Origin of the sequence: Filimonas effusa (assembly GCF_004118675.1) — a bacterium.
In the GTDB taxonomy this organism is placed as follows: domain Bacteria; phylum Bacteroidota; class Bacteroidia; order Chitinophagales; family Chitinophagaceae; genus Filimonas; species Filimonas effusa.
In genome coordinates this window covers 346431-369679 of the sequence record NZ_SDHZ01000001.1, presented here as the reverse complement: position 1 = coordinate 369679, position 23249 = coordinate 346431, and the positions used below count along the sequence as shown (strand labels likewise).

Here is a 23249-nt window from a genome sequence, read left to right as displayed (position 1 = left end):
TAGTAATAATTTAATGTTTACCAACCTGGATTCTGCGGAAATTCTTTATACAGATTCACATCACTTAACAGGAACGGAAACCAATAATGCCGCTGGCTCAACTGCCTTTCGAACAGAATCGTTTCCCTGAAATTCCTGACACGTGCATTCCTGGGATCGGCATATACCTGGGCATCGGGTATTGCCCGGTCGAATTCGATCCCTTTCTTTAAAGTATAAGGACGTTCCGTTAACAGCAGCCAACGGCGAAGGTCGACAAAACGATGTCCTTCAAAAGCAAGCTCTACTGCGCGCTCTCTTCTGTATTCGGATCTGAAGGCAACTTGTGTATTCAGGAATTTCTCAGCCACATGCCCTACACCTAACCCTGGCCTGTCTCTTACGAAATTGACTGCGTCTACTGCGGTCTTATTATAATTAGACGATTTACCGGAGGGAGAATTGTAACCTTCGGAAGCTGCTTCTGCATACATCAGGTATACATCTGACAAGCGCATGAGGCTAAGAACGAGCGTATTGTTTTCTCTGTAACCATCCCAGTCGTTCATCAGTTTTGCAGAAATTTTAGCTATCATATAACCAGTAAATACAGCCTTTGTAGGATAATCCGTTCTATAAAATCCGCCGGTAAAAAGACTTGCATATTGGCGGTATGGGTTATTTCCTACCCTGCTTGGGTCGTTCACACATTTTTCGCCGTCGATCATAATATCGTTATAAAAGCGGGGGTCCCTGTTCCTCCAAGGGTATTCAGGATTGTAACCCGATTCAGGATCTACTTTTTCAGGATCGGCGATAGGATAACCGTTAGCCATTCCATACATGTCGGCATAATTGGCAGTGGGATAAGCTTTGATACCTGAAGGGTTAATGGTCATTGGACGATAGTCATTGGCCTGGTTGTAGCGGAAACGGCCTGCTGCTTCAGCGAGATTTTCCATAAAAATCGATTCCTTGAGACCTGGAATTTTGCCGTTCTGGTTGAAGGTGTAAAAGATCTGCTGATAATTTGCAAAATTAGCCAGTTCATAACGCTTTGTTGTTTCAATCAGTTGCAACGCCTGTCCAAAAACCTCAGCAGCTTTTTTACAGTATTCGGTGTTGTAGGAGCTGCTGCCTGTAGATTCGCGATTCATTAACGGGCTACCAGCCAGCAACAGGTTTTTACCAAGGAAACACAACGCCATAATTTTATTGGCTCTAAAATTATTATTGCCCAGCGTTTGGCTACCCACGGTAGTTTGATCCCAATCGATAGGGAGCAAGTCGGCGGCCTTTTGAAAATCGGCAGCTGCCTTATCGGCAGTAGGCTGATACTTTAACCGTGCCAATTTAGGAGCCTTATCTGAGGGCAGTACCGTATCAACATAAGGAAGCCCGCCCCAATATTGCATCAGCATAAAATGATAGAAGCCCCTGAAGAAGTATAATTGTCCTGCTATCAGGTTTTTTTCTTCGTCTGTAGCTTCTGTGAGTTTATCCAGATTTGCGATGCCGATATTCGCTTTACGGATGGCATACCAAGACAGTCCCCAAAGGTTACCTTTATCGCCACGCACTTGTGTAGCAGGCTTGCCACCGGTTTTAAACCAGGAGCCAAAACCAGCAGAATTCCAGGCCCAATAGTCGCCTTGATCGATGCTATAAGCCATGAGCCTGGTATCTGTAGGCTCCCACATTTCGTCGTCACCAAAGTTCCAGTTGTTGTGATAAGCCGAGCCTGTCAAGAGTGGTATAGAACTATATAATTCTTCCGTAAAACCCTGAAAGTTCCTGAAGTTTTTAAATGCCTGTTCGTCACTGATATCTGTAAGCGGAGACTTATCCAGGAATTTTTTGCAGGAGCTTAATGCGCATGCAGCTACAAGCAGAATGCCGAGGGATAGCCATAATTTATTGTAATATTTTTTCATTGTGCTTAACGTTTATAAGTTGATGTCGATACCAACGTTGTAGCGTTTCATGGTGGGATAGGCCCCCATAGCCGCATCACCGGAGAAATTGGACTCACGGTCGTCAGGCATTTTAGTCCACAACAGCAGGTTATTGCCATTAATATATAACCTGCAGGTTTTCATACCTATTTTATTGATGAATTTTCCGGCAAAAGTATATCCCACCTCAGCATTTTTGAGGCGCAGATAAGAGCCATCGTAGAGGTAACGTGTACCATCGCCACCGGCGGCATTCAATAATGACCAGCGTGGCATCGGTACATCGCCACCGTTTTGTTTAGTCCAATAGGTTCCTTCCACGAAAGCTACATTAGAACCCGAGTAGGTAGCAAACGTAGGGAAGTTCACAAACCTGGTTACATTATTCACGCCATAGAACTGCACAAACACACTAAACCCTTTCCAATCGAGACCTATCGTAGCGTTATAAGTATTTTGCGGAGCGCTACTGTATTGATAAGGAGCCTGGTCATAATTATCGATGATACCGTCGCCGTTGAAATCAATAATATTATAGTCGCCTGCGAGCTTAGACTGGTTATTGGTGGTACGCTGGGTGCTACCATAAATATCATCCCAGGTTTGCAGGTATCCTGAGTTTAAGAATGAGGTAGCCTGATTTAACTGCCAGCCGGCCTTTCTCTGGTAGGCTGGTAACAACTCCGGATCATCCATGTAAAGCACTTTGTTTTTAGCATGTGTGAGGTTGGCATTAGCCCATAAGTGAACTCCGTTGCGTAAAGTATGGCTTAAACGAAGTTCGACCTCATACCCCTTACCCGACATGCTGCCGAGATTGGCCATAGGCGCCGGCACACCAAAATAAGTTGCAACAGCACGCCTGTCGCCACTTAGGAAAACGTCGCTTCTTTTATCGTGAAACACATCTACACTACCAGCCACCTTGCCGCCAAACAAGCTATATTCAACCCCCACATTGCTTTTCTCCACGGTTTCCCAGGCGATATTAGGATTACCCAACTGGCTGATACGATAAAAGGTATAGGGCGTATTCGCAATGGGGCTCCCCATTTGTGCATTGCCATCGAACAACCATTGATCTTTATACAACCAGCGATCGTTGATATTATCATTACCCACTCTACCCCAGGAGCCTCTCAACTTAAGCTGATCGACAAAGTGCAGATTTTGCTGTAAGAATTTTTCGTTGCTGAGCATCCAACCTGCAGAAAGTGAAGGGAAGAATGCAAAACGCTTATCTGGTCCAAATTTCTCAGAACCGTTATAAGCACCGTTTGCTTCAAAAAAGTATCTTGTATCGTAGTTATAAGTGAAACGGAAGACCCAATCTTCACGGTAGCGGTAAAATTCGCTGCCTGTAGCATAAGTTTCACGTTGTAAAAGTCCCAGTGCAGTGAGATCATGCCTACCGAACTTGCGAGCATAATTGGTTTGAAGCATATAGTTGAGCCTACGATAAGTTGCCCCCTTATCCACTGATCCTGCCGCAATAGACCAACGGATACCATCTATGTAGTCGAGCTGAGTTCCATTGTTGATTGGTTGCTCGAAAACAACCTGGCCGGATTCGGGGTTAATCCATTTACGCTGAGGTCCATTATATAAGTCATTGATACCACGTCCTGTTTCTTTGAAGGTATTATCGAGTGAAATACTTCCTCTAAAACTAAGTCCCTTCGTAACCATGCTTAAGTCTTGCTGCAACACAAAGTCAGTAGTAAGCTGCGTGGTAGTTCTTTTCTCCACTCCTGAAACAGCCAGATTAAAAACAGAGTTAGGCACATCTGCGCTACGCAAAGAATAAAAGCCCCAGGAGCCGTCTGAATAAATAGGGCGCATTGCCTCGGGTGAAGAACGGTATGCCGAAGACCAGAAGGACGCGTCATTGTCGGCAATATTATAGGGCAGTTTGCGAACGCCGTTAGAACCGAAGATACGCGTAGTGAATTTTGTTGTTTTGGACAAATTGAAATCAAGATTGCTTCGCACGTTGGTACGGGTATACCCGAAACCCGCCTGGTACCCTCTTCCATTCTGGAAGGTGCGGAACAAGTCGCCCTCATAGGTAAAGTCAACTGCTGCGAAGTAAGTGACGAACTTAGAACCACCGGATAAATTGGCGCTGGTATTAAAAGATTTTGCGTTGCTTTTGAATAGTTCTTTCTGCCAATCCACATTTGGATAGCGGTCCCATTCTTCGGCGTTAGCGGGATTGCGGTATTTGTTGAGAATATCCAGCGGTTTATAGCCTGCCCAACCGGCGGGCGCATTGGATAATTCCCGTTCTATTACCCTATTCTTTAATAATAGTGCGTCGTAGGCGTCGTATTTTTCCGGCAGCCTGGAAGCCACCTTCATGGTCATATTACTTCTTAAGCGAATAGCGGCCCTTCCCTCAACGCCTTTTTTAGTAGTGATCAGGATGACGCCGTTGGCACCTTTCACGCCATATACTGCTGTAGCGGATGCATCTTTTAAGATAGAGATGCTTTCTACAGAGGAAATATCAATGGTTCCTAAAGCGCCGGGGCGTTCCACGCCATCGACGAGGATGAGGGGAGAGCTGTTGTTCCAGGTGGTTTGTGCACGTATTAAAATCTGCGGGTCTTCTGCACCGGGCATACCGCTGGAGGTCATGGTAGTTAAGCCTGGCAGGTTACCGGTTAGTGCGGCACCGAGATTGGTAACGCCGCCTGCGCGCTCGAGCGTTTTGCCTGTAGTTTGGCTGATAGCCCCTACCACGCTTGCTTTTTTCTGCCTGCCGTACCCTACCACAATAACATCATCGAGGTTGGCAGCGGCGTCTTTTAATAAAATAGTGACCTCTTTACGATCCTGGCCTTCCACAGTTATTTCCTGTGTGGATTTACCGGTAAAGCTTATTTCGAGGATAGCGGTACCATTGGGTACAGGTATCGCAAATTTACCATCCTTGCCTGTTTTGACGGTGGAGCCGCCCTGCTTCAGCTTAACAGTAGCGTCGGGCAAAGGCATGTTCTGTGCATCGAAAACAGTACCCCTGATTACCCTGGTATTTTGTGTGAACCCGGGTAAACAGGATAATAAAGCTGAAAGGACCAGTAAACACACAGGTAGTCCTTTCAGCATCGGTGATCTGAAAATCATGATGAGCTTTTTAAGTTTCAAAAAGTTGTTGTCTGATAAGCAGTAATAAAGTTCATGAAGCGGTGTGGTTTCCTGTAATCAGGCGGGCATTCCACATGCGGGAAAGTTGTCGCGGCAAAATAAATGTGTTTCCAACACTAAAAAATATAGGATCCAAATGATCCTGTAGCAAGCATCGTTGTAGTTTCATAACGCAATCGTTTAGGAATATCAAAAAAGGGTTAATTAAAAAATTTCTATGACAACCGGCTACCGTAAGGCAACGCAAACAAAGCTAGCCTTACCTGTAAAACAGGCTTGTCCCTAATCGCTAAATAAATAGTACGAATGTCAATCCGACTGCAAAATAAAAACATAAAATATTGAAATTCAAATTATTAAAAAAACACAACCGATTACAATTTTCAGCATCATTTTGCGGCAGGCGGCTACTATTTGCGCAAAAAAAAACTGCCTTCCAGATGGAAGACAGTCGTATATGAAAGACAAGACCAACCTAAATACAGGTATTATTTCTAAGGAATAAGTATATCGTTCGCTGCTGTTGCATAGAGGCCGATAAGCGCTCCTGTGAAGCCGCCTGCGATATCTGTGGACAAAATATCCCCAGAGACAGTTCCTCCCAGATTGATAAAGTTTTGTCCATCGAGCGCATAACTAAAGGAGTAGGCGTCCCCCTCGGCTGCAACTTTCAACCGGAGCGCGCCGGCTCCCAATTTTTCGCTTCCGAGTACAGTGGATTTACCATTTTGTGTTCTTTCCAAAACGATATACAAATCGTTTCCTTTCCTGGTGATGCCAAACACGTAGTTGAAACTTTCTTTTTGATAGCACACAATGCCTGCCAGTTCTTTTTCTGACTGCGGCAGGTATTTAAGACTAACAGCCGCTTCGAAGCTGGCATGTTGCTGGCGGCAGAACAGCGTAGAAGTGGGGGTGGTAGCTTTGATGGTAACCGGGAAAGGTGTAATTCTGACACCTTCTTTTGTGCCTGTGATGAAATTTTCGCGGGCGCCCCTTACACCAATCCATCTAAAGTCGAGCTTTGCTGCGGTTAAATCGTCTGTAAAACTGAAATTGCCATTAGGCAAGAAGCCGTTTTGACCATTAAAATTGGTGGTGCCTGCGGGCATTTTAGCTGCTGGTTTTAATGGCACGAGTCCATTTTCGAACACAGGGAATTCGCCGCTCCAATCGACAGGCAACATAAATGTTTCGCGGCCTGTATTTACGCGGTTTTTATCATTGGGTCTGACACCCAGGAACACGCCATAATATTTTCCGCCGGGGCCTTCGACCAGGTCGGCATGCCCTGCCCAGTCTACTTTATTCGCCCTGTCTTTCGGGAAATACCGTTGTGTGAGGATAGGATTGTTGTTTGCGGGGATGAAAGGCCCTTTGGGGCTATCGCTAACAAAAATAACTTCGCTATGCCAGCCGCCAGTGCCACCTTCGGCACACATCAGGTAATAACGTCCATTCTTTTTATAAAGATGTGGGCCTTCGATCCAGATTGGTTTCTGGGTTATGTCGACCCCACCGTTGACAATGATTTTATCGCTGCCTGGAATTACTTCGTCTTTTGCGAGGTCGTATTCCCAGAGTTTAATAACACGATGACCGTTGTACAATTCCTGTCCTTTAGGCGGAGCATCGTTATGTACGAGGTAAGCCTTTCCATTATCATCGAAGAATAATGCGGGATCAATACCATCGAATTTGAGTTTAATGGGATCGCTCCATCCTTTTGCGGGGTCCTGTGTTTTTACTACCATATTGCCAATGCCACCGGCTATCTGGGTAGTAATCATATAAAAAGTATTGTTATATGGGTTGTATTTGATATCCGGGGCATAGATACCTGCGGAGATACCTGCGTTTTCCACTTTAAGTTGTGAAGGCCTGTCCAGCACATGACCTATTTGTTTCCAATTCACGAGGTCATTAGAATGGAAGATGGGCACACCCGGCACCATTGAAAAGGAGGAGTTCACCAGGTAGTAGTCATTACCTTTACGAGTGATACTGGGATCGGGGTAACAGCCTTGTAATATGGGAGTATAAAATTCTCCCGGTTTCAATGGATGTTCCTGGTAAATGCGATCCTTTCCCTGGTAAGAAAACTGTGTAAATACGGGCTGATTTTTAACAGGTGACACCTTCTGCGCATCGGTGCGCGAGCATAGCAAGGTGGCAAACAGTATCGAACACCTGAAAATGCCTGTCATTTTTAGCGCTTTAGCTGAAATTTTCATCTTAGTCTATTCTGATTTATTTATTGTTTGAATTGCCTACTATTTTACTGTGCATGTGTGTATCCCAGCAACGACAACATCCGGGCAGCATAACGGGCGCCGAGCATGCGATATCCCTGGGCGTTGAAATGCAGGTTATCGGGAGCGTCGGTGCAACCGGCAGAGGAAATGATATAGGCCGATGGTATTACTTGTGGGAGGGTTGCTATAATTTTATTCATAGAGGCGCAGGTACCACCCTGATCGGCATTCACCAGTTCTCCGGCGAGTAAAGGCAGGCTGCCGGGGGGAAGCTGCAGATCCTGTAAAAGGTTATCGTAAACTTTCTTTACTTTCAAGGGCCAGGTGGTGTCGCCCGTATTAGATTCACCCTGATGCAGCAAAATACCTTTGATGGCGCCGGCACGCTGTGCGCGCTTCGCCATATCCACCAAACGTGCGTAAGGATTACCGTCGTATTCGTTTACCATATTTTTCAACCATTCGGGTGCGGTGGCTACATAGGAAGCATAGCCGTCTTTATCGAACAGTTCTATTTTACAGCCGCCTACGGACACATTTATAATACCTACCCTTATAGATGCGGGAAGCTGTTCCACCATTTTTCTTCCGAAATAATCTGCGGGGCCTAATCCTGTGCGGCAACGGCATAACGGAGACTGTGCCGTGTACCAATGCCCCATCTGCCTGTTCAAGCCCGGGCAGTCGACGGTGGCGAGCATCTGGAATCTCGGGTCAACGATTGTATCAGTTTCTATTTTGGCATTGCCTTCCATATTTGACTGTCCGAAGCACAGATAAATATGGAAGCTGGAGTCCTGGGTATAAGCGAGCGAACTTAGCAGGAGCATACCGGAGAGTAAAAAACATGACAGCAACTTTTGCAGCAGATGGCTATGTAATCTAAACCGGGCTGCAGACTGGCGCCCAACAGCAGGGAGAATGGATGTTATAGAATTCATATGCAAGTCTTAGATTTGGCCGTAAAACTACACCTGCAACTTGCCACCAGGGAGTAACAAATACTGAAAAGGTAGCACAAATGTCTAAAACAAACCTAAGACATGCATTATAACATTATCACAACAGTTAAGGGCCGGCGGGTTTTCTTTTCAAGGCGGCGAATTCGGATGGGGACATATTAAATTTGGCCTTGAATGCGCGGGCGAAATAATTGGGTGTAACGAAACCTACGGTATAGCCGATTTCGGCAATACGCATGTCTGTTTTTTCCAGCAGTTCAGCGGCTTTGTTCAGGCGAACCGAGCGAATGTATTCGACGGGTGTTTCTCCGGTCATATCCACCACTTTATTATATAGGGTTGCCCGGCTCATAAAAAGATGTTTTGCCAATTGTTCTACGGAGACCTTTTCATCTTCTATATTTTCCTCGATGTAATTCGTTATTTTCAGCAACAGCTTTTCATTTTCGTTTTCCACTGCTGTGGGGAGGCTTCCTATTTCCAGCCGTTTGACGTAAGCTTCTTTCAAGCTTTGATTGAGAGAAGCAAGGTTCTGAATTTTCACTCTTAATATTTCGGGGCTGAACGGTTTGGTCAGGTAATCGCTTGCGCCTGTTTGCAAACCTTTCAACTGGTAGGTATCACCGGTAAGCGCCGTTAAGAGGATGATGGGAATATGGGCTGTACGTTTGTCGGCTCTTATTTTTTTACTCAATGTAATGCCATCCATGTAGGGCATGCTAATATCGCTTACAATCACGTGTGGGTGAGCCGAGAGGGCTTTTTGCCATCCTTCCCTACCATCCATGGCTTCAATTACCTTATAAAAGGATTTCAGTTGGTTCTTCAAATAAGCGCGAAAATCTTCATTGTCTTCTATAATCAATACAGTCAGGCGTTCTGCGCTATTACCTGCTGTTGTATTTTCAGTCACTGGTTCATCGATATATTCCGTGGGTTCATTTATTTCGGGTTTGGTTTCGGGCGGTTTTTCTTCCCGTAGCGGAAGGCTGACTATGAATTCGCTGCCTTTACCATAAGCGCTGTTCACCACTATCGATCCTCCATGGAGCCGTACAAACTCTTTTGTGATAGACAATCCAATCCCGCTTCCCTGGTTCATGACACCGGGGTGCATTTCGCCCTGGAAGAAGCGATCAAAGATGCGGCTTTGTTCTTCCTGTGACATACCGATACCGTTATCTGCAATGGAGATAACCACACCATCGCCGTTATTCTCTTTAGCCAAACGCATGGTAACTATTCCTTCGCGGCCTGTAAATTTAAAAGCATTGCTCAACAGGTTAAAAAGCACGCGTTCGATCTTATCTCTATCGAATGATGTATCATATACATTCAATTCACTTTCGAAACGAAAACAGATATGCCGACGGTCGGCGAGGTCTTTAAAAGATTCTACCACATCCTGCACAAAGCTTACCAGGTCGCCGGGCAAAGCGTTCAATCTTAGTTCCTGTTCTTCGAGCTTACGGAAATCGAGTAACTGGTTTACGAGGTTCAGCAGCCTGCGGGCATTGCGTTTTACCATGGACAATTGTCCCTTTTTATCCTGATCTGTTTCCGAATCGAATAAAGTTTGTACAGGTCCGGCAATTAAGGAGATAGGCGTTCTGAATTCGTGGCTCAGGTTAGTGAGGAATTTGATTTTCACTTCATCGAAAGCGCGCTGGCGTTCGGCTTCTTTTCTTTCGTCTTCGATCAGTTGCCGGATTTGCTGGCGTTCCTGTTCCATTTCAAATTTCCGCTGTAGCTTTTTTATGCCACGGCGGCGTATCCCCCATAAAATAAAAGTGACCAGGAGCAGGTAAATAATATAGGCATATGTGGTTCGCCAAAACGGAGGTTTTATATACAGTACAATCGAAGCAGCTTCGGTAGTCCATTCACCATTAGGGCTATATGCTTTCACGAGGAGGGTATATTCGCCGGGATCGAGGTTTGTGAATACAGCGGTTTTGCTGGCGCCGATATTGTTCCATTTTTTATCAAAGCCTTCCAGCTTATAGAGGTAGCGGCATTCATTGGGGTTGGTAAAATCCAGTGCAGTAAAATCAATGGAAAAGTTCTGTTTATATTGCAACCTGATTTCATTGGCCACTGCGATATCGCTAGAGATTGCGGCTTTTTCACCGGGTACGACTTCGTTGTTGTTTACTTTCAGTCCTGTAAAAACAACAGTGGGAATTTTACGGTTATAGTGGAGCGCTCCTGGCGTGAAAAAATTGAATCCATCCAATCCACCCAAAAAAATGTCGCCACCTTTGGTTATAAGACCGGCCCCCAAGGTAAATGCACTTTGCTGCAAGCCGTTTTCATAGGTAAAATTTTTAAATTCATTTTTAAGTGGATTGAATCTGCTGATGCCTTTATTGGTACTCAACCAGAGTAATCCGGAGCTATCTTCCAATATTTTCCAGATCACTTCATTTGCCAATCCCTGCGCTGCGCCGTAGACATTAAACTTATTTTTTTTCAAATCGATTTTACAAAGTCCTCTTCCCCCTGTACCCACCCAAAGTATTCCTTCTTTACCGGGAATGAGCGTTTGTACATCTTCAACAGGCAGGTTACCCAATTGGTTGTGGCTATACAAACGATAGGTATTTGTTGCCGGATCGAACATATCGATACCGCGGCCAGGGGCTGCAATCCAGATGGTACCGCTGGCGTCTTCTTCGATGGCGCGGATGAAACCTTTCTGCGGCGCTTTATCACCAGTTGCTCCTGCTATATAATCCTGTAATTTTAAAAACCGCTTATTTGCACGTGTATATACTTGTACATCATCGCCGTTGGTACCTACCCAAACATTACCGTTCCTGTCTTTATGCAGACAAAAAATTTCGTTACTTACCAGGCCTGAAAAGCCATCGTTCCTTGTAAAGTGCCGTACGGCGCCACTGTTTACATTCAGTATATAAATACCTTGCATGTAGGTGGCCAACCATAATTCATCATCAACCATTTCCATAGCCAGAATGGTTAATGCCTGTCCTGCTACAGGTATCCGCGTCACCAAACCGGTACTACGATGATAAAGGTTCAACCCACCGCCATCGGTACCTATGTAAATATCGCCATTACGGGCTTCGGCAAAGGAGGTTACTTTAGGGGCACTCAATCCTGACGGATCAAAAGGGTTACTTCGCACCAGGTTAAATGCTGTCAGGTTTTTATCATATTTATTAATGCCACTCTGAAAAGTGCCTAACCAATAAATACCATTCTTATCGATATAAATACTCCTGATAGAGGAGCCTTGCAAGCTATATTTATTTCTTGCGTTGCGTGCCACATGTTCGACGTTACCGGTACGGGGGTCGAGGATATCTACGCCTTTTTCGGTACCGACCCATATGGTACCATCCTGATCATGTGCTATGCTATAGATACGATTACTGGTAAGGCTACGTCCCGGCCCTGCTGCCGCTCCAAAATTCAGGAAGCCGGAGCCTCCTTTGGGCAGTTTATGAAGGCCTCCATCGAGTGTACCTACCCACAGATTGCCATGTGCATCTTCATTAATAGCTTTAATATCCAGGTCTTTTAATGTAGAGTCGGGTGTGCGGCCGGCATACAATTGAAAATTATCGTGTTCGGGTTGATAAAGGTACAAGCCTTTGGTGCTGCCAATCCACAAGCGTTGCTGGCTATCTTCGTAAATACTAATGAACATACCCGATTTCAAATGCGTTCTGACGCTGTCTTCGGGAGAGTAATACTGGGTAGCATCTGTAGCGGGGTTATATTTAAACAAACCAGAATACCCTCCGAGCCACAGGTTGCCCTGATGATCGCCGCAAAGCGCTTTCACGGAAGCCCCCCGTGTAACATTAATATTACGGAAGGCATTTCGCGACCTATCGTACAGAGAAAGGCCTTTAGTGGTACCTACCCACAATTGGCCATTTGCGTCTTCATAGAGCGCCAGAATAGCATTGGAACGAATAGTAGAGGAATCTGCAGCGTTGTAGCTGTATACTGTAAATTTAGAGCCATCGAAACGGCTTAGCCCGTCGTCGGAGCCAAACCACATGTAACCAAAGCGGTCTTTCAAGATAGCGGTAATAGTATTAGAGGGCAAGCCATCCTTGCTACTAAAATTAATAAAATGCAAATTATTCTGCTGGGCATGTGCAACGTAAAAGCCCAACGTCAAGATCAGAAGAACAATGTGACGACAAACAATCATTACTTAAATCTTTACACTCTCACTATAACACCGACTTAATAGTTAGTAAGGCAATATGCGCTAATCTACAACTTATATAACAAAAAGCGGCTTTAAATCGTGACTTAAAAGAGAAGTAAAGTCTCTTTCATTAAAACGCCTGTAATTTTCTGCTGCAGGGGCAGCGGGAATGATATATATGGGCTGCCCCTGCCCAAAAGTGCGATGCAAGTCCGATGCAAGTGCGATGCAAGTGCGATATTAGTCCGTTTTAAGTGCGCTCATGGTATATCTAAAGCTATATGCTTCCGGCTTGTAAACGGCTTTAATAACCTTTGTGACTGCAAACGGGGCTGGCCATTAGTTTTTGGTCAGCCCCGGCCTGGTTTTCATCACCTTAGCGCAGAATATCAGTGAAATAACAAGGGTGCCAGCTCGCGCAGGCTACGCCGCCAAGTCAGAAATTCATGGGCTGTATTTTCGGAAACGAAAGAAACTGCATTATATCCTGTTTTTTTCAATTCGGCTACCGCATTCATTACGCCCTCCGGCCGTTCTTTACTTCCGCAGCTTAAGAATACCAATTTCGGTTTAGGTTTATCTTTTAATTCTTCCGAGTTAAATATACCACCACTAAGCAATGCATAATAGCCAAAAAGGGCCGATTTATTAAGTGTGATGGTATGCGTTTCCATTCCCCCCATTGAAAGGCCGGCCATAGCACGATTATCCCTGTTTGCAATTGTTTGAAAATGCTGGTCGACGTAAGGAATCAATTCATCTGTAAGCACTGTCTGGAATTCTTCGATCTTAAAACTCCTGATATTACCCCATTTTATTTCATTGGTCATACCGTAAGTCATCACAATAATAAACGGTTTGCATTTACCTTCTGCGATCAGGTTGTCCATTATGAGATTCGCGTGTCCCTGGTTACTCCAGGCGGTTTCGTCCTCGCCCCAGCCATGCTGGAGGTATAACACCGGATATTTAGTTGCGTTTTTTCCATACCCGGGAGGCGTATAAACAAAAGCCCTTCGTGAAGTGTTCGTGCTTTTTGAAGGAAAAAGAATCTGCTGAACATTACCATGGGGCACCTCTTTAAGTGCGTAGAAATCCTGGTCTTTCGCCGGGATTTCTATCCCGCTTTCCCAGCGTGTGGAACCATAGAAATTCAAAGCGCCAGGATCATTAAAGACGCCTCCGTCGATCGTCAGATGATAATAGTGGAATCCTTCGTCCATAGGTCCCGAAGTAGTGCCGGTAAAATATCCGTCGGCGCCTTTCGTTAGCAAGGTGCCACCCTGGCCACCGAGCCCCAGGCTGACCCTTATACTATCTGCCTGCGGTGCAAAAACCTTAAAGCGGGCATACCCCTGAGAATTGACTTGTGGATATTCTTTTCCTGGCTGATTGAGCGGAGAAGGTTTGAAATCATCTTTAATATCCCTGGCGCTTGTTTGCGCATAACAGCATCCGCCTATCCATAGGGATGCCAGGGTAATGGCAATACATTTTAGGTTCATTATTCGCTTTTTTGTCCGTTTAAATGAGCAACCGTTTAATTAAACGCATTAAAGATAATAATGACCTCAGGCGTAAGACTGATGAGTTTGTTGGATTTTATAGCAAAAATGTCTAAAAACAGAGGTATAACGATACAAATTTACTTATTGCATCCCCTGCTTACCCCTTAAACCGGGTAAGGAAAAGCTTTATTATTCAAGCGCTGCCATTAATTCAAATTCCGGAACTGCTGCGGCGTATTTCCCGTTTTTTGTTTGAATAACTTACTAAAATACTGCGGATATTCAAAGCCCAGGGAGTAGGCAATTTCACTGATGCTTTTGTCTGTATTCCGCAGATGTCCTTTGGCGGCTTCAATCAAAAAATAGTGAATATGGTCCTGGGTATTCATACCTGTTTCCTTTTTTAGCAAGTCGCCCAGGTAATTGGCCGATAGATTAACCTTATCAGCGAGATAAGTTACCGTAGGAAGTCCGTTTAGCGTATCCGACTCAAAATATTCCCGTATAGCGCTTTCTACCTGCGCCACGATATCGCGATTGGAGCTTTTTCTTGTAATGAACTGCCGGCCATAGTACCGGGAGCAATAGTTTAACAAGACCTCGATATTGGAAACAATGAGGTTTTGGCTATGGTTGTCGATGTTTTCCTCCAGTTCGTTCTGAATTTTGAGTACACAGTCGTGCAAGGTTTGTTTTTCCTTCTCCGACAGGTGCAATGCTTCTGAAGTTTCATAAGAAAAGAAGGTATACTCTTTCATCTTTGCGTTCAAAGAGGTACCCCTGATCAGATCGGGGTGAAAAAACAGCCCCCACCCTATCCTATTCTCTTTCTTTTCTATTTCACTATCCATCGACATTACCTGCCGCGGGGCTATACAAATCAGGCTACCTTCCTGGAAATCGTAGGTTTGTCTGCCGTAGCGCACTTTGTTTGCGCAGTAGTTTTTAAACATAACAGAATAAAAATCGCAGCTTACCCTAATATCCTCCTGGATATACTCCTCTACCTTACTAAAATCAACGACAGCTACAAGCGGGTGTCTTGTAACACCTTTCATAAAATTGTTGATCTCAGATATGCTATGTAAGTGGACAATAGGTTTCATAATACCTATTATTTAGAGGTGATTATTTTCTCGTTTACCAGCTCTGCAAAGTTGTCATAAGCTAAGGGCGCCAGCTTATGACAACGCCTTAAGAATAGCGGCATAATACAGATCCGCTCTTTCCTGTGAAAAGTAGTCTACCACGAGTCCTGCCAGCGCAAAGTAAGTAAGGCCAATACCTATACCCTGCAAGGTGGGGTTTTTAGTGAACCAGAATATCAACAGCGTTGCAGGAAGAAAGATAGATGCTACAATTTTGGATATCGTATACCCATATTGAAAATCATCTACCCTTTTCTTTTCCGCCTGGATAAAAGCAACCCTATTCTCGCGGTATTTTTGCAGGAATTCCACCATTCGTTTTGGATTAGTAATACGCATACCCATTCCGATTGTAGTATAAATCAGCCCGCTTACCAGCAAAGGAAGGAACAGGGCTTTCGCATTGGGTGTGGTACCTATCTTCCAGAATAAAAATGCGGCTATAATAGTAATAACACCAAAAGCAATGATGAGCGATGCTTCTAACAGTTCACCTTTGATCCAGTTGATCGTGTTTTGTATAAATTCCATAAGAGTTGTATTTATATTATAATATTACCGGACAGCATACTACCACAAGTTAGCATTATTAGTGATAACGATGGAATGATAGCGTTGTGATAACACAAAACTACTTTACTCCCGCAGGCTTCGTTAACACTTATCACAGGTTGTTGTATACATTTCCCCGATCTGGAACAGCAAGTAAATGCAGCAGCCATTATTTAAAACAAATGCACGATCTTCTTTTTTTGTAATCGATTTCAAATTTTGAATAAAAATCACCTATTTTAGATGAAGAAACAATATGAAACCGATTGTGTGTGTGTGTCCCTGGCCATAACAGTATGGAATCCCCTGCATTTATCTACCGGCTTAAGAATTGCCGCTTTTATCGATAATTAATATACGACAGGTAACAGGATTAACCCAGGAAGACAGTACCGGCACACGTTAGCTGCGGTTTCATAATCGTACAGCAATAAATATCACACCATTATATTTAAAGAGATGATGCCATTTAACAGAATTACAGAAAGGTTATTAAAGCGATGGACGATCTGGATTACAACAGGAATCGTTTCTTTACCTGTTCAGGCACAGCAAACAGGCGCCATTACCGAAAAGCTCATTGTCCAGGATGGAACAATCACAGGTTCCTTTCCACTGGTAACCGACAAGCAACAGGGCGCTACTATTTGTTATGATAGTAATGACTACAAAGGGGTTATCAGGGCCATCAACGATCTTCAATCCGATATAGACAGTGTTACCGGTTATCATCCCCAGGTTACGACTGCATCATCGGCCTCTCCATTACAGGTGATCATTGGTACTATTGGCAAAAGCAGGATGGTAGACCGTTTGATAGCTACGGGCAAGCTTAGCAGCACAGACCTGAAAGGCAAATGGGAGAGTTTTGTCATTACCACTATAGCGGATCCGTTTCCAGGTGTAAAGCAAGCGTTAGTGATTGCCGGCAGCGATAAAAGAGGGTCGATATATGGCATTTACGAGCTTTCGAGGCAACTGGGTGTTTCACCCTGGTACTGGTGGGCCGATGTGCCTGTAGCAAAACGCACTGCAGCCTATGTAAGGCCGGGACGTTATGCATCGGGAGAACCCAAAGTACGTTACAGGGGTATTTTCATCAATGATGAAGCCCCTTGTTTTACAGGCTGGGCAAAAGAAAAATTCGGCGGTTTAAACAGTAAAATGTATGCACATATGTTTGAATTGCTGCTTCGTTTACGCGCCAACTATCTCTGGCCGGCGATGTGGGGCAATGCTTTTAATGAAGATGATACAGACAATCCGCGTATCGCTGACGAATATGGTATTGTTATGGGCACCTCCCATCATGAACCCATGATGCGTTCGCAACGCGAATGGGGCAAACACCGTAAAGAATATGGTAATGGCGAATGGAACTATGTATCGAATGAACCGGGCCTGAAGCAATTCTGGGAAGATGGCTTCCGTCGTAACAAAGCTTACGAGAATGTAGTTACCATGGGTATGCGTGGTGATGGCGACATGCCTATGAAGGATGCCGGGACCGCCGATGAAAATTTCAGATTGCTGGAGCGGATCATGAAAGACCAGCGCCAGATCATAGAAAAAGTCACTAAAAAGCCGGCTGCTCAAACACCGCAGATCTGGGCTTTATACAGTGAGGTGCTGGAATATTATGACAAAGGTATTAAAGTGCCTGATGACATGACAATCCTGCTTTGCGATGACAACTGGGGAAATATCAGGCGACTGCCGGAACTACAGCAAAAAAAACATCCCGGCGGCTATGGCATTTACTACCATGTTGATTTACATGGTGCGCCACGCGCGTATCAATGGCTTAACATGACGCAGATTCCGCACATGTGGGAGCAGTTACAACTCACTTATAGCTATGGCGTTGACAAAGTATGGATCCTGAACGTGGGCGATCTGAAGCCCAACGAGTATCCTATGGATTTTTTCCTGAACATGGCCTGGAACCCGACCTCTTTTACCGCACAGAACCTGGAAGAATATGCCAGGTTATTCTGTGAAAATAAATTTGGCACAGCGGAAGCTACGGAGGCCTCGGAGATACTTAGCATGTATTGTAAATACAACAGCCGTATCACGGCAGAAATGATGGATCACCGGACCTATAACCTGGAAAGCGGCGAGTTTCTGCAGGTGAAAGATGCTTACCTGGCATTAGAAACGAGGGCATTAAGGCAATATTACAATTTACCGGCAAAGTACAGAGATACTTACATGCAACTAGTACTTCACCCGGTGAGGGCCATGGCCAACCTGTATGATATGTACTATGCAGTAGCCATGAATGGTAAACTGGCCGCAGAAAAAGATTTGAAAGCCAACTACTGGGCCAATTATGCGACTTCCTGTTTTAAACGCGATGCGGCATTTTCCAGGGATTACAACCTGAATGTTTCCGGTGGCAAATGGAACCATATTATGGATCAAACGCATATCGGTTACCGTTCCTGGGATGAGCCGAAAGGTGGTAATGTCATGCCACGGACGAAACTCGTTACTCCTGAAGAAGTAAAGCCGGGCGGTTATGTTTTCAATGAAAAAAACAATGTGGTGGTAATAGAAGCGGAACATTATTTTGAATCGCGGAACAACGACAAGGCGAAATGGACAGTTATACCAGACCTTGGCAGAACCCTTTCAGGTATTGCCCTGATGCCTTATACTGAAAATACCGACAATGCAGCTATCACCTACAAAATGAAGCTCAACAACACACCAGACAGCATCACCTTACGGCTATTTTTCGACTGCACCCTCCCCTTTAAAAAAGGCGGACATCGTGTAGCGGCTTCCTTTAACGATGGTAAAGTAAGCACCTGGAACATCAATGACCAGCTTACGTGGGCAAACAACTATTCAAAGATGTATCCTGCGGGAGCAGCCAGAATGATAGAAACGGTTACCAAAATCGCAGTACCCCAAACAGCCGATGGTATACTTAGGTTAACGATCCGTCCTTTAGATCCGGGTATCGTACTATATAAGCTCATTGCTGATAAGGGCGGGTATGAACCTACGCATCTTAAAATGCAGGAAAGCCCTTATAAAAAACAATAATTCATCAACAGTAAAGGTTGCTTTATGAAATATTCATGGTGTTTATTAACGGCATTGCTGGCCATAGCGGGGGTCGGCAAAACACAGCAAGAGAATAAAACATCCGCACCTGTTTTCAGGTACACTAACCCTATCACACGTGACACAGCTATTTCCATGCGGGATCATTTTATCATTAAAGTGGATAACAAGTGGTATTGTGTAGGCACATCCAACCCGGTATGGGAAGGTCTTAATCCCGGCGTACGTTTACTTGTATCCGATGACCTGGTTCACTGGCAACAACATTCATTCCTGATAGATGCTACCAAACTTCCAGCCGATTGCCCGTACAACGGACGTTTCTGGGCCCCTGAAATCCATTTTATACAGCATAAATACTGGATGACTGTAAATAGTGGCAAAGTAACGGCAGCGGATCCGAAAGGAATGCAAACACATAATGTATGGCTGTTTACTTCGGATAAGGTAACGGGGCCTTATACGCTGGTTAACGGGCCTCTTACCCCCCAGTATAACAATGATGCCACGTTGTTTGAAGACGAAGACGGACAAACCTATTTCTACTGCAGTGGCAATGGTTTGTTTCAGGCTAAAATTGATTTACCCTCAGGTAAGCTAACCACGCCTATTCAAAAATTCCTGGATAAGAAACAACCCGGCTGGCCGGAGTGGATGCAGGGTGGTATAGAAGGCCCCTTCGTTATTAAAAAGGAAGGAAATTACTTTATGTTCTTTTCTACCTGGACGCGCGGTTATGAGGTGGGGTTACTCACATCCACTTCTCCGCTTGGCCCGTGGAAGCTGGTATCGCAGGAGCCCATTTTCGGCACCCGCAAAAAGGGATATCGCCCGGAGCTTGCCATTGGTGGTGGTTATGATTACCTGCAGTTCCAGGATACAGAAGATCCTTATGCCGAGACTGGTCACAACGCTTTATTTACCGGTCCTGACGGGCAGTTATGGAGTTCGTGTCATTACCTGATGTATGAAAAACGCCCCTACCCTTATAGTCAGACACTGGAAGCATGGGAGAAGACTCCGCAAATGGGAATTGAACCTGTACATTACAAGAACGGCAGGTTCTACATTACAGGCCCTACGTGGACGGAACAAACCATCGCTCTTCCATAACAGCCGGGGGAGCGATTCACCAGACAGAAAAAGTTTTTGGTTTTACATCTTCTGTTTATGCGTTGACAGCCGGAGAACAGTGAGTGAACAGGCTGGCAAAGTGCGAGAGATGACAGTACCTGTAATTGTTGAGTCTTCTGTTTTGGGTGCAACTTTTACAGGTTCTTCCAATGTATTTTCATCCAGTGGACTTGCTGAAGTAAGAATAATGGCTTTGCATTTGCCCGTTAATCCTGTGGCGTTGTCAAGTTTAATGGTAGTTTTTACGGCGCTCGCAGCTGTATTCACCAGCTTTACAATGATATCCCCCGACCTGTCGTCGGAGGAAGCACTGGCGCAAACGGCTTTTGTATTGAGGTTATTGCTGGACACTTCCTGCACCAGTTTTCCATCAAGATAACCTTTCACTGTATTAGCGGTGATTTCAAGTTTAACATCGTACCACCGGCCCGGTTCAACTGACCCTTTCATACTGCCTGCATTCAGGCCAATCTGCATTTCATTGGTTGAATTGTTATAACCACCAATATCCCAGCGTATGCGACCGCTGCGGGCTTTGTTATGAAAGTAGATCTGGAAACCGTTTTCACCAGCGATCTTGCGGGCTTTTAATGAAATGGTGTAGTCTTTCCAACTGGTATCACCTACGTAAGCGGTAACCCCCGGATTCAGTGCCGATTGCCTGAGTACCCCATTTTGAACAGACCATTCGCCGGTACCGCTTTTTGTCCAGTCGTCGAGGTTTCCGGAAAAGTCTGCCTGATATAACAACTTGCCATCAGGAGCAATTACTTTCAAATCTTTGAATTCTGCAGTGTTATTCCAGGTTCCCAGGCCAATTCTTCCTGAAGCTTCCGGCAGCTCCACTGCCGGGCCTCCCTCTATTACCACAGGCAGGTTTACTGTTCCCTGATTGGCAGCAAACATTTGCTGTACGTAATAACCCGGTAAGCCATACCAACGATGATTATCAAAATTAATAAGGTTTACGGGCCATTTTTTGTGATTTACATTACAATACAGAGGTGCATATGCCGCCATTGCCACTACGTCGGAGTTGCGCTCCATACCAGTCATCCAGGCTGCTTCTGCTATTCCTCCACGGAGATTTCCTTTACCTGTGTTGCTTGTAACCGCATACTCGCCTACAAAAACTTTAGGACCTTTACGGTCGTAAGTGTCGTACTTCGTTGCATTCAAAACAAACCAATCCGGATTATCGTAATAGTGTTCATCAATAATTTCAGGACGAGGTTCTGAAGGATGGCCGCCAGACCAATCATTTGCAATGAGCTTCATACCAGGGTACTTTGCCAATATTGCTTTTGCTATCAGCTCGTAATTCTCAAAATATTGTTTTCCAAAATTTTCGTTACCTATTTCCAGATACTTCATATGGAAAGGTGCCGGATGTCCATTCTTTGCGCGTATACTTCCCCAAACGGAGTTAACGGGTCCATTGGCGTATTCTATGGCATCCAATGCATCCTGTATCCATGGCCCTAACTGATCGGCTGTTACAGACTCCCTGTGCGATACGCCGGCATTGATACAAAAAAGCGGTTCAGCTCCAAGATCTTCCGCCATCTGCAGATATTCATGATACCCGATACCGTTGGTAGCATTATACCCCCATATATTCCATAAAGGCACGCGGGCATCTGCTTTACCTATGGTATTTTTCCATTTATACATATGCTCAAAATCTTCGCCTTCGACCCAGCATCCGCCCGGGAAACGTAAAAATTTAGGATTCAGGGCATTCATAGCTGCTGCAAGGTCGGTACGCATACCATGCCCTTTCCATGTAGTATCGGGGAGCAAAGAAACCATGTCTAGAAACAATTTACCTTTCCCGTCTCCTGTAATTTCAATACGCGCATTTGCATCTGATGCCAGCGCTGTTAAATGAAGCGAATGATATTTCCATTCTGTAGTAAAATCCTGAATAACACCGGAAGCCAGCAGCTTTCCTGATGAACTGGTTAACTTAATTTGCAGGGGTTCTTTATAGGGCTCTCCGGCAGCAGTTCGCACCGCCAATTTAAAAGTGTAAGCTTCGTTTTGTTTAACATTAATACCCCAGTAACCCTCATTTTCCAAAGCAAAAGCGCCATTTACGTTTAAAACAAGTGACTTTCTATTAAATGGGTTTACTGGTATGGAAGGAACTTTGCCGTGAACATTTGCGACACTTATTGCAGCCGTGGTGCTATTGCCGGCACTACTGAATTTCCAGTTCTGCAAGGTATCTGCGTCTTCGAAAGAACGATTCCTGATCATTTCCGGATATAAGCCACCATCGGCAGAGAGATTGATATCTTCAAAGAAAACACCAAATAATGTAGGGGAAATTGCATGCCCTCTTTTACGCACGTCCACGGTTATGTTAGCCTCAGTTTGCCTAACCCCTTCGGTGGTTTCGGGAATTTTCTGAATAGTGCCATCTGCGTTATAATTCAGATACTCGATACATACACTTCTCCTAAAACTTCCGCCAGAGGGTAATGTGCCGTTATGATAGAAGAAGTAAGACTTCCCCTTATAATCTATGATACCCGGATGTGTAGTTGTGCTATTGGTAACCCGATCCTGTATCACTCCGCGATACTCCCAGGGACCTGTGATGCTTTTTGCCGTACAATATTCTATTGTTTCAGGAAAATTCGCTGCATATACCAGGTAATATAAACCGTTGCGTTTATATACCCAGGGGGCTTCTGTAAAATGTTGTGGTTTCATGGTAGTAATGGGTCCGTCGATCTCAATCATGTTTTCTTTGAGCTTAGCCCATTTACAACTGCCATTGCCCCAGAAGAGATAAGCCTGCCCATCATCGTCGATAAAAACGGCCGGATCGAGGTCATCCCAGGAATGTTTCATGTCAGTTGTCATTTCGTTGGTCACCAAAGCTTTGCCAAGCGCATCTGTAAAAGGGCCGGTTGGACTGTCAGACACAGCCACACCTATCGCTACGCCGCCGTTACTATTGTTATCCCTTTTGTGCATGACAGAAACATACCAGTAGAATTTGCCATTCCGGTAAGTACAATGTGCCGCATTTGCATCTTTAGCGGCCCAGGAGAAGCTGGTGGGAGCCAATGGTGCTCCCCTGTCGGTCCAGTTCACCATATCTGTTGAAGAAAATACATGCCAGTCGGGCATCCGGTATCCGTTAGTGCCGGGAGCGGCTGTATCTTGTCCAGCATACAGGAATACAGTATCGTTGTACACCATTGGCGCGGGATCGGCGGTGAAGATGTTCCTGATCACAGGATTTTGCGCGTGTAATCCCGAAATGCCCATACATGCGGCAATAAGAAATAGATATCTTGTAATCATCTTAGTTTTTTATTT

11 protein-coding genes are annotated in these 23249 nt (G+C 44.9%); 2 read left to right on the top strand and 9 right to left on the bottom strand.

Annotated features, from left to right (window positions below; translation table 11 throughout):
• Nucleotides 1-17: 17 nt before the first annotated feature.
• The 8 genes from ESB13_RS01355 to ESB13_RS01320 form a co-directional block, all read right to left on the bottom strand.
• Nucleotides 18-1913 carry a RagB/SusD family nutrient uptake outer membrane protein gene (locus ESB13_RS01355; RefSeq protein WP_129001246.1) on the bottom strand — a complete coding sequence of 632 codons (1896 nt, stop codon included), beginning with the start codon at nt 1911-1913 and terminating at the stop codon, nt 18-20.
• 12 nt (nt 1914-1925) lie between these two features.
• Nucleotides 1926-5063: a SusC/RagA family TonB-linked outer membrane protein gene (locus ESB13_RS01350; RefSeq protein WP_129001245.1), complete on the bottom strand. Its 3138-nt coding sequence runs from the start codon at nt 5061-5063 to the stop codon at nt 1926-1928.
• A 515-nt stretch (nt 5064-5578) separates the two neighbouring features.
• Nucleotides 5579-7318: a glycoside hydrolase family 43 protein gene (locus ESB13_RS01345; protein WP_129001244.1), complete on the bottom strand. Its 1740-nt coding sequence runs from the start codon at nt 7316-7318 to the stop codon at nt 5579-5581.
• Nucleotides 7319-7362: 44 nt separating this feature from the next.
• Entirely contained in the window at nt 7363-8280 is a 918-nt protein-coding gene (locus tag ESB13_RS01340; RefSeq protein WP_246022389.1) for a sialate O-acetylesterase, read from the bottom strand.
• A 127-nt stretch (nt 8281-8407) separates the two neighbouring features.
• Entirely contained in the window at nt 8408-12493 is a 4086-nt protein-coding gene (locus ESB13_RS01335) for a hybrid sensor histidine kinase/response regulator transcription factor (RefSeq protein ID WP_129001243.1), read from the bottom strand.
• A gap of 389 nt (nt 12494-12882) precedes the next feature.
• Nucleotides 12883-13998 carry an alpha/beta hydrolase gene (locus ESB13_RS01330; protein ID WP_129001242.1) on the bottom strand — a complete coding sequence of 372 codons (1116 nt, stop codon included), beginning with the start codon at nt 13996-13998 and terminating at the stop codon, nt 12883-12885.
• Between the two features lie 209 nt (nt 13999-14207).
• Entirely contained in the window at nt 14208-15107 is a 900-nt protein-coding gene (locus tag ESB13_RS01325; protein ID WP_129001241.1) for a helix-turn-helix domain-containing protein, read from the bottom strand.
• A 75-nt stretch (nt 15108-15182) separates the two neighbouring features.
• Nucleotides 15183-15680: a hypothetical protein gene (locus ESB13_RS01320; RefSeq protein ID WP_129001240.1), complete on the bottom strand. Its 498-nt coding sequence runs from the start codon at nt 15678-15680 to the stop codon at nt 15183-15185.
• Nucleotides 15681-16160: 480 nt separating this feature from the next.
• On the opposite strand from ESB13_RS01320, the gene ESB13_RS01315 reads away from it, so the two are divergent.
• Both ESB13_RS01315 and ESB13_RS01310 read left to right on the top strand, forming a co-directional pair.
• Nucleotides 16161-18758 (top strand): glycosyl hydrolase 115 family protein, encoded by a 2598-nt coding sequence (locus ESB13_RS01315; RefSeq protein WP_129001239.1) that lies wholly within the window; start codon nt 16161-16163, stop codon nt 18756-18758.
• 24 nt (nt 18759-18782) lie between these two features.
• The gene (locus tag ESB13_RS01310; RefSeq protein WP_129001238.1) at nt 18783-19892 is read left to right on the top strand and encodes a glycoside hydrolase family 43 protein; all 1110 of its coding nucleotides are present in this window, start codon (nt 18783-18785) and stop codon (nt 19890-19892) included.
• A gap of 42 nt (nt 19893-19934) precedes the next feature.
• Here ESB13_RS01310 and ESB13_RS01305 read toward each other — a convergent pair whose 3' ends face one another.
• A complete protein-coding gene (locus tag ESB13_RS01305; protein WP_164974060.1) occupies nt 19935-23234 on the bottom strand; it encodes a family 43 glycosylhydrolase in 3300 nt (1099 codons plus the stop codon).
• Nucleotides 23235-23249: the final 15 nt, after the last annotated feature.